General features: G+C 66.9%; 1 pseudogene. It reads right to left on the reverse strand.

Annotation, left to right across the window (positions count from 1 at the left end):
* A pseudogene (locus EOB49_RS35740) lies at window positions 1–219 on the reverse strand (flagellar basal body-associated protein FliL); the annotation flags it as partial.
* Between the last annotated feature and the right edge of the window lie 23 nt (window positions 220–242).

Genomic DNA, 242 nt, shown 5'->3' on the forward strand with positions numbered 1-242 from the left:
CATCGGGCCCAGGCCTGGCTGCTCGGCCGCGGCGGGCTGCATGATCTTGCCTTCATTCTCAGGCGCGACCGGTACCGACGCCGGTGCGCCGACGCCTTTGAGATAACCGCCGGACATCCAGCCCATGCCAATGGCGGCCGCCGTCACAAGCAGCAGCAGGCCGGCCTGGATGGCAGGGGAGGGACCCTTGCGTGGCTGAACCTGTTCGATATTTGCCACGGCGCCCTGCTCCGATCCTAGAA

It is taken from the genome of Mesorhizobium sp. M7A.F.Ca.MR.148.00.0.0 (genome assembly GCF_003997735.1).
In the GTDB taxonomy this organism is placed as follows: Bacteria; Pseudomonadota; Alphaproteobacteria; order Rhizobiales; family Rhizobiaceae; genus Mesorhizobium.